This window comes from Phenylobacterium sp. (assembly GCF_035475775.1).
GTDB lineage: Bacteria > Pseudomonadota > Alphaproteobacteria > Caulobacterales > Caulobacteraceae > Phenylobacterium.
Window position 1 is genome coordinate 55,562 of record NZ_DATIMC010000011.1, and the last position, 6,130, is coordinate 61,691.

Annotated in this window: 6 protein-coding genes; all 6 read left to right on the forward strand. The window is 71.9% G+C overall.

The features are described from left to right. Nucleotides 1–64 precede the first annotated feature (64 nt). Nucleotides 65–1,510: an MFS transporter gene (locus VLI41_RS01760; RefSeq protein WP_325266333.1), complete on the forward strand. Its 1,446-nt coding sequence runs from the start codon at nucleotides 65–67 to the stop codon at nucleotides 1,508–1,510. Further along, nucleotides 1,507–2,745: a Gfo/Idh/MocA family oxidoreductase gene (locus VLI41_RS01765; protein WP_325266334.1), complete on the forward strand. Its 1,239-nt coding sequence runs from the start codon at nucleotides 1,507–1,509 to the stop codon at nucleotides 2,743–2,745. The genes VLI41_RS01760 and VLI41_RS01765 overlap by 4 nt, the downstream gene beginning before the upstream one ends. Nucleotides 2,746–2,748: 3 nt before the next feature. Beyond that, complete coding sequence (locus VLI41_RS01770; RefSeq protein ID WP_325266335.1) at nucleotides 2,749–4,449, forward strand: GMC family oxidoreductase; 1,701 nt, start codon at nucleotides 2,749–2,751, stop codon at nucleotides 4,447–4,449. Then, nucleotides 4,446–5,138, forward strand: a complete 693-nt coding sequence (locus tag VLI41_RS01775) for a gluconate 2-dehydrogenase subunit 3 family protein (RefSeq protein WP_325266336.1) — start codon at nucleotides 4,446–4,448, stop codon at nucleotides 5,136–5,138. Before VLI41_RS01770 ends, VLI41_RS01775 begins: the two co-directional genes overlap by 4 nt. A gap of 9 nt (nucleotides 5,139–5,147) precedes the next feature. Next, nucleotides 5,148–5,831, forward strand: coding sequence for a DUF1080 domain-containing protein (locus VLI41_RS01780; RefSeq protein ID WP_325266337.1), 684 nt, complete (start codon nucleotides 5,148–5,150; stop codon nucleotides 5,829–5,831). A gap of 101 nt (nucleotides 5,832–5,932) precedes the next feature. Then, a partial coding sequence (locus tag VLI41_RS01785; RefSeq protein ID WP_325266338.1) for an RHS repeat-associated core domain-containing protein occupies nucleotides 5,933–6,130 on the forward strand: 198 nt, incomplete at its 3' end.

Sequence of the window (6,130 nt, forward strand, 5' to 3'; positions counted from 1 at the left end):
CCTCGACAGCGTCTCCTTATGGCGCCACGGTCGCGGGGTCTGCCACCTGCGAAGGGGAGGTCGCATGGCGACGTCCGACATCCGTCCTGCGCGTCTGTTCGCGGGAAGCTGCGCGGCGATCACCGCGCTGGCGTTCAGCTTCGCGGCGCTTTCGGCGGTCATGTACCAGCTGAAGAGCGAGTTCCTGCTCGACAACGCCCAGGTCGGGCTGATCGGCGGCGCGGGGCTGTGGGGCATGGCGATCAGCCAGGTCTCGTTTTCGCCGCTCTGCGACCTCGTGGGCATGCGCAACCTGATGCGCCTGGCGCTCGTGGGCCACGTGGCGGGGGTCGCTTTGTTCATCTTCGCGCCGGGCTTTTCGACGCTGTTCGCCGGCGCGCTGGTGCTCGCCATCGCCAACGGCGTGGTCGAGGCGGTGTGCAATCCGCTGACCGCGACCCTGTTCCCCGACCGCAAGGCCGGCATGCTGAACCGCATGCACCTGTGGTTCCCCGGCGGGGTGGCGCTGGGCGGCCTGGTCGCCTGGGGCATCGACCTCGCCCACCTCGACTGGCGCGCCAAGCTGCTGATGGTGCTCGTTCCGGCGGCGCTCTACGGGGCGCTGCTGCTGCGCGAGAAGTTCCCGCCGACCGAGATGGCCGCGGCCGGCCACAAGGTCTCCGACAGTTTCAAGGCGGTCGCCGGCTCGCCGCTGCTCTGGGGGTTCCTGGCGCTGATGACCGTGACCATGAGCCTGGAGCTCGGGCCCAACCGCTGGATCCCGGCTGTGCTGCAGGCGGGCGGCCTGCCCGGCATCCTGGTGCTGGTGATGATCAACGGCGTGATGGCGGTCACCCGCGCCAACGCCCACGCCATCCTCAGCCGCGTCTCGCCGCCGGTGGTGCTGATGGTTTCGACGCTGACGGTCGGGCTCGGGCTCCTGGGCCTGAGCTACGCGAGCGGGCTCGCCGCGACGCTGGTCACCGCGCTCATCTTCGCGATCGGCATCGCCATCGTCTGGCCGACCATGATGGGCTTCGTCGCCGAGCGGACGCCGCGCACCGGCGCGCTGGGCCTGGGCCTGATGGCGGCGGCCGGCTCGCTGGCGGTGGGCGTGGTCACCACGCCGCTCCTGGGCCGGATCGCCGACGAGCACCTGCCGGACGCGCTCGCCAAGCCCGCCGTGGTTCAGCTGGCCAGCCGGGTCCTCGCCACGCCCGTCGCCAGGTCCCCGACGCTGCTCGCCGACGCTCGCACCGTGGCCGCCGCGCCCGGACCGCTGCCGGCCGACGCCACCGGCGACCTCCTGCGCCGCGCCGCCGCAGGCGAGGCCGGACCCGCCATCGCCACCGCCGCCCAGCCGCTGCTGGACTCCGGCGAGAACCACTCGGGGCTGCTCTCCTTCCGCTATCTCGTGCCCTTCGCCTTCCTGGTCAGCCTGATCTTCGGCGTGGTGGTGCTCTCCGACCGGCGGGCCGGCGGCTACCGCGCCCAGGTCGCCAGGGCCCGGCTGGCGCCCGCCGCCGAATGACGGTCCCCGCCCTCCGCATCGGCTTCGTGGGCTCGGGCTTCATCGCCAGGTTCCACCTGAAGGCCTTCCAGAGCGTCCGCCACGCCCAGATCACCGGCGTCTACAGCCCGACGGCGGCGAACCGCGAGGCGCTGGCGGCTGCGGTGAACGCCGCCGAGCTCGGCCCCTGCGCGGCGCACGCCAGCCTGGAGGCGCTGATGACCGCGCCCGATGTCGAGGCGATCTGGCTGCTCGCGCCCAACGACCGGCGCCTCGAGGTGATGCGGGCGCTGCACGCGGCGGTGAAGTCGGGCCGCTCGCAGGTGCGCGCCGTCGCCTGCGAGAAGCCGCTCGGCCGCACGCTGGCCGAGGCGCGCGAGGTGCTGGCGCTCGCCGAGGACGCCGGCCTGGCCCACGGCTACCTCGAGAACCAGGTGTTCTCCACCGCGGTCGAGCGCGGCAAGGAGATCGTCTGGCGCCGCGCCGCGCCGCTGGCCGGCCGACCCTATCTCGCGCGCGCGGCCGAGGAGCACTCCGGCCCGCACGAGCCCTGGTTCTGGCAGGGCGCGCGCCAGGGCGGCGGGGTGATGAGCGACATGATGTGCCACTCCGTCGAGGTCGGCCGCTTCCTGCTCACCGAGCCGGGGGCGCCGCGCAGTTCGCTCACCGTCAAGGCCGTGCAGGGCTCGGTCGCCCACCTGAAGTGGACGCAGGGCCGCTACGCCAAGGCGCTGGCCCGCGACTTCAAGGGGGTCGAGATGGCCCGCTTCCCGGTCGAGGACTTCGCCCGCGCCACGGTCACCCTGGAGGACGCCGCCGGCCAGGAGCTGATCGTCGAGGCCTCGACCTCGTGGTCCTACGTCGGGCCCGGCCTGCGCATCGACCTGGCGCTCCTGGGGCCCGAGTACGCCATGGAGTTCTCCTCGCTCAATCCCGGGCTCAAGGTCTTCCTGTCCCGCGCCATCGCCGGCGGCCAGGGCGAGGACCTGGTGGAGAAGCAGAACGCCGAGCAGGGCCTGATGCCGATCGTCGAGGACGAGGCGGGGATCTACGGCTACATCGGCGAGGACCGCCACATGGTGGATTGCTTCCGCCATGGCCGCACGCCGATCGAGACCTTCGTCGACGGGGTCGAGGTCACCCGGATGATCATGGCGCTCTACAAGTCCGCCGAGACCGGCGGCCTCGTGCGCCTGCCCGACCCCTCGCTTGAAACCTATGTGCCCGCGCCGGCGCGCGAGCCTGCGGAGGCCTGAGCCATGGCGGCCGAGCCCTATGACGTGATCATCGTGGGCTCCGGCGCGGGCGGCGGCATGAGCGCCTACCACCTGACCCGCTCGGGCCTCAAGGTGCTGCTGCTGGAGGCCGGCCGCCACTACGATCCGGCCACCGAGACCCCGATGTTCAACACCAACGCCGAGGCGCCGCTGCGCGGCGAGGGGACCCCCGACAAGCCGTTCGGCTTCTACGACGCGACGGTCGACGGCGGCTGGCAGGTGCCGAACGAGCCCTACACCGTGGCCGAGGGCTCGCAGCCCTTCGTCTGGTGGCGGCCGCGCATGCTGGGCGGGCGCACCAACCACTGGGGCCGCATCGCGCTCAGGTTCGGCCCGCTCGATTTCAAGCCGCGCAGCCGCGACGGCCTGGGCTACGACTGGCCGATCACCTACGACGACCTCGCGCCCTGGTACGACAAAACCGAGAAGCTGATCGGGGTCTCCGGCGCCGCCGCGCCCCACGGCCTCACCAACACCCCGGACTCCCCCGAGGGCTGCCTGATGGAGACCGCCCCGCCGCGGGCCTTCGAGGTGTTCTACGGCCGCGCCTTCAAGGCCATGGGCATCCCGGTGATCCCGATGCACGCGGCGGTGGTCAGCGGCCGGATGGCCGGCCGCAACTCCTGCGTCTTCGCAACGCCGTGCGGCCGCGGCTGCGCGATCGGGGCCAACTTCCAGTCCACCACCGTGCTGCTGCCGCCGGCCATGGCGACCGGCAACCTGACGATCCGGCCCAACGCCCTGGTCTATGAGGTCGCGCTGGACAAGGCGGGCAAGGCGAGCGGCGTCTCCTTCGTCGACCGCAAGACCGGCGAGCACCACTCGGCGAGCGCGCGGGCGGTGGTGCTGGCGGCGGGCTCCGGCGAGACCGCCCGCATCCTCCTCAATTCCAAGAGCCCGCGCTTCCCGGACGGCCTCGCCAACACCCACGGCATGGTCGGCCGCTACCTGATGGACAGCGTCGGCCTCACGGTCGCCGGCCAGTTCCCGGCCATGGAAGGCCTGCCGCCCACCAACGACGACGGCCAGGGCACGCAGCACACCTACGTCCCCTGGTGGGGCTACGACCGGCAGAAGGCGCTGGGCTTCCCGCGCGGCTACCACATCGAGATCGGCGGCGGCCGGCGCATGCCGTCGATGGGCCTGGCGGGCCTGCTCGACCACGACGACCTCAGCGTCGGCGACGAGCTGCGCGCGAACCTGCGCCGCCGCTTCGGCAGCGTCATCGGCTTCGACGGCCGCGGCGAGATGATCCCCAACGACGACTGCTACTGCGAGCTCGATCCGAAGGTCACCGACAAGTGGGGCGTCCCGGTCCTGCGCTTCCACTGGAGGTGGGGCGAGGGCGAAACCCGCCAGGCCGGCCACATGGTCGAGACGTTCCTGGCGGTCATCGACAAGCTGGGCGGCAAGCCGCTGGGCAAGGTCGAGACCGACGGCGCCAAGGCGATCTCCAAGGGCGGCGAGATGATCCACGAGGTCGGCACCGCCCGCATGGGCGCGCGCGAGACGGACTCCGTGGTCAATCAGTTCGGCCAGAGCTGGGCCGTGCCCAACCTCTTCGTCACCGACGGGGCGGTGCTGGTCTCCAGCCCCGACAAGAACCCGACGCTCTCGATCCTGGCGCTGGCCTGGCGCTCCAGCGACCACCTCGCCACGCTCGCCAAGCAGGGGGCCCTATGAGCCAACCGCTGCCGACCGATCCGCCGCCCGAGCCGCAGGCGCCGGAGCCCTACGTCTCGAAGATCGACCGCCGCACCGCCCTGGCCTGGGTGGGCGTGGTGGGCGCCGCCGCCGCCGTCGGCGCCGGCGTGGTGGTCTACGGGCCGAAGTTCGGCGGCCGGCCCGCCGTCGAGGCGAAGGGCTACGGGACCGATCCGAACCTCGTTCACCCGGCGCCCGCGCCCTGGCCGCGGATCATGACCCGCGCCCAGCTCGACACCGCCGCCGCGGCCTGCGACCACATCCTGCCGGCCACCGCCACGGCGCCTTCGGCCCGCGCGCTCGGCGTGCCCGATTTCCTCAACGAATGGGTGAGCGCGCCCTATCCCGAGCAGCTCAAGGACCGGCCGCTGATCCTGGGGGGCCTCGACCGGCTGGCCGCAGGGGCGCAGCGAAGGTTCGGAAAGCCGACGCCGGCGCTCTCGGCCGCCGAACGGGCGGCCCTGATCGGCCCCCTCGCCGCCGCGAAGGGGGCGGATCTCGCCTTCTTCCGGCGCATCCGCCGGCTGGTGATCGGCGCCTACTACACGACGCCGCAAGGCTTCAAGGACATCGGCTACATCGGCAACGTGGCCCGCGCGCGCGACCCCGGCCCCTCCGACGAGGTCCTGGCGCATCTCGAGCGCGAACTCGCCAGGCTCGGCCTTTAGGACAGCAGCATGAAGCTCGTGATCGTCGGACTGGCCCTCGCCCTGAGCCTCAGCGGAGCCGCCATGGCCCAGCCCAATGTCCTCACGCCCAAGGAGAAAGCGGCCGGCTGGAAGCTGCTGTTCGACGGCCGCACGCTGGCCGGCTGGCGCGGCTTCAAGGCGGCCGCGCCCGATCCGGGCTGGCGGGTCGCCGACGGCGCGCTCGGCCCCGACCCGAAGACCTCCAAGGACGTGATCAGCAAGGACACGTTCGGCGACTTCGAGCTCAGCTTCCAGTGGAAGATCTCGAAGCTCGGCAATTCGGGGGTCATGTACCACGTCATCGAGGTGGGCGATGAGACCTACGAATCCGGCCCCGAGTACCAGATCCTCGACAACGCCCACGGCGAGCCGCCGCTGCAGCGGGCCGCCTCGCTGTTCGCCCTCTACGCGCCGGCCAAGGATGCGACCAGGCCGCCCGGCGAGTGGAACCAGGGCCGGATCGTGGTCCGCCATGGTCACGTCGAGCACTGGCTGAACGGCGCCAAGGTGGTCGAGTACGACCTGGGCTCGCCCGACTTCAAGGCCAGGGTCGCGGGCTCCAAGTTCGCCCAGTGGCCGCAGTTCGCCTCGTCCGCCAGCGGCCACATCGCGCTGCAGAACCATGGCGACGCGGTGTGGTTCAGGGACCTGAAGATCCGGCCCCTGAAGTAGGCTCCCACCGCGGGCTAACGTCGATTGCGCGATGGAGCGCGCGTACCTGCCGGCGGACCACGACGAAGAGCTTCCTCGTCGCCGACCAGCAGGGCTCGATCGTGGCCCAGACGGACGCCTCGGGGACCTGGCAGGCCACTGACACCTACGACGAGTACGGCAACCCGGGTTCCACCAACACCGGCCGCTTCCAGTACACCGGCCAGGTGTGGCTGCCGGAGTTCGGGGTCTACAGCTACAAGGCCCGCGACTACGCACCCGGCTTGGGCGTGTTCCTGCAGACCGACCCGATCGGCTAC

Excerpts from the sequence above, each read along its gene's own strand:
- VLI41_RS01760 (WP_325266333.1), top strand. The coding sequence starts at position 65 with ATGGCGACGTCCGACATCCGTCCTGCGCGTCTGTTCGCGGGAAGCTGC.
- VLI41_RS01765 (WP_325266334.1), top strand. The coding sequence starts at position 1,507 with ATGACGGTCCCCGCCCTCCGCATCGGCTTCGTGGGCTCGGGCTTCATC.
- VLI41_RS01770 (WP_325266335.1), top strand. The coding sequence starts at position 2,749 with ATGGCGGCCGAGCCCTATGACGTGATCATCGTGGGCTCCGGCGCGGGC.
- VLI41_RS01775 (WP_325266336.1), top strand. The coding sequence starts at position 4,446 with ATGAGCCAACCGCTGCCGACCGATCCGCCGCCCGAGCCGCAGGCGCCG.
- VLI41_RS01780 (WP_325266337.1), top strand. The coding sequence starts at position 5,148 with ATGAAGCTCGTGATCGTCGGACTGGCCCTCGCCCTGAGCCTCAGCGGA.